General features: G+C 47.5%; 3 protein-coding genes. All 3 read left to right on the plus strand.

Annotated elements, in window-relative coordinates; genetic code table 11:
- Positions 1 to 388 (plus strand): SAF domain-containing protein (locus NFS31_RS26545; protein WP_251502048.1); only part of this gene is annotated, 388 nt, incomplete at its 5' end.
- A 55-nt stretch (positions 389 to 443) separates the two neighbouring features.
- Positions 444 to 689, plus strand: coding sequence for a TylF/MycF family methyltransferase (locus NFS31_RS26550; protein WP_251502054.1), 246 nt, complete (start codon positions 444 to 446; stop codon positions 687 to 689).
- Between the two features lie 71 nt (positions 690 to 760).
- Complete coding sequence (gene neuC, locus NFS31_RS26555) at positions 761 to 1,897, plus strand: UDP-N-acetylglucosamine 2-epimerase (RefSeq protein WP_251502051.1); 1,137 nt, start codon at positions 761 to 763, stop codon at positions 1,895 to 1,897.
- The last annotated feature ends 91 nt before the right edge of the window (positions 1,898 to 1,988 follow it).

Below are 1,988 nucleotides of genomic sequence, written 5' to 3' on the forward strand. Positions count from 1 at the left end.
CTGCATCGCGGCCATGGCGCTGGGGGCCGGGCTGGTGGAACGCCATTTCACAGACCGCATGAGCCGCCGGGGGCCGGATATCGTGTGTTCCATGGACGAAGCGGCGCTGGGGGCGCTTTTGCAGGCGGCGGGGGAGCTGCCCGCGATGCTGGGAGGGAAAAAGGAGGCGGCCCGGGAAGAGCAGGTAACAATGGACTTTGCCTTTGCGACGCTGGTGACCACCGCGCCGATCCGTGCGGGAGAGCGTTTTACGCCGGAAAACCTCTGGGCAAAGCGCCCGGGGACCGGGGAAATCCGGGCGGAGGAGTATGAGGCGGTGCTGGGGAAAATAGCAGTATGCGACATTGGAGAGGATATTCAACTGAAAAAAGCAATGATAGGCCAATAGAAAAATGAATAAAGATTACATGAATGTGAAGGGTGGATGAAAATGATTGGGAAATATGATGAAGAGAAATGTTTTGATTATGAAAATGGCTTCTATTATATACGAGCCTGCAAAGGCAGGATTGGAAAAATTATTTGACAGGGTTGTTAGAGGCGGAGTTATTATATTTGATGATTATGCGATTGTGGAAGGTGAAACAATGGCCGTTGATGAATTTTTCTCTGATAAGGAATACAGGATTAAAAAATTCCCATTTTCACATGCAAAGCCGTCTTATATAGTTAAAGGTTATCAGGCGTAGTTTACATCTAAAAATGAATTCTTCGCTAAAATTATGGATCAGACAATATAGAAAGAAGAATAATAAAGCGAATGAAGAAGATTTTATTTATTACAGGAACCAGGGCCGATTATGGTAAGCTGAAGCCTCTGATCAGGGAAGTAGAGCGATCGGAGGAATTTGAGGCATATATTTATGTATCAGGAATGCATCTTATGGAGATGTTTGGAAACACATACAGGGAAATCGTAAAGGATGGCTATAGGAATGTTTATACGGATTTTGCGCAGATCCATACGGACAGCATGAGCTACAACCTCGGGGATGTGATCTGCCACCTGACCGGATTTGTAGAACGGATTCACCCGGATCTGATGGTGGTTCACGGAGATCGGATCGACGCCCTGGCCGGGGCTGTGGTGGGGGCTTTAAATAATATAAAGGTGGCGCATATCGAGGGCGGGGAGGTGTCGGGCACGATTGACGAATCGATCCGCCACGCAATCTCCAAGTTTGCTCACCTGCATCTGGTATGCAATGAGGAGGCCGGGAAGCGGCTTCTGCAGCTCGGGGAAGAAGCGCGGAGGATCCATGTTATCGGTTCGCCGGATATTGATATTATGCTGTCAGACTCGCTTCCTTCCATTAATAAGGCGAAGAACCGGTATGATATTGTCTATGAGCATTACGGAATTTTTATGTATCACCCGGTTACAACCGACTATCCGAACCTGGGGAAAAAGATTCAGCAAGTGGTGGACGCGCTTCTGGAATCCGGGAAGAATTATGTTGTGATTTATCCGAATAATGACAAAGGCTCAGAGATTTTACTGAATGAGTATAAGCGGATGGAAGGAAAAAGAAGATTCTGCCTATTTCCTTCATTGCGGTTTGAATATTTCCTGACGCTTTTGAAGCATGCGGATTTTATGATCGGAAATTCAAGCGCAGGGATACGGGAGAGCAGTGTATATGGTATCCCGGCTGTTGATATCGGGAGCAGGCAGGAAGGGCGGTATAATCTGGAAGAATCCCGGAACCTGCAGCATGTGGACGAAAGGCGGGAGGATATTTTAGAGGCGATCCGTCATGCACAGGAGTATCGCTTTGAGGCGGAACAGTTTGGGGACGGCAGGAGCACAGAACGTTTTATGGAGCTTTTGCGCGGAACGGATATATGGGATTTTGCGCTGCAGAAGCGGTTTGTGGATCTCAGCTCAAGCGTATGACGGCCAGGTTGGAAAATAACTTCTCGGAATCTCAATGAATGTGATTCTAACTGAAAATTGACAACTAAATATCGTGCAGGAAAAGAAATTT

The sequence above is a fragment of the Otoolea muris genome (assembly GCF_943193115.1).
GTDB lineage: Bacteria > Bacillota > Clostridia > Lachnospirales > Lachnospiraceae > Otoolea > Otoolea muris.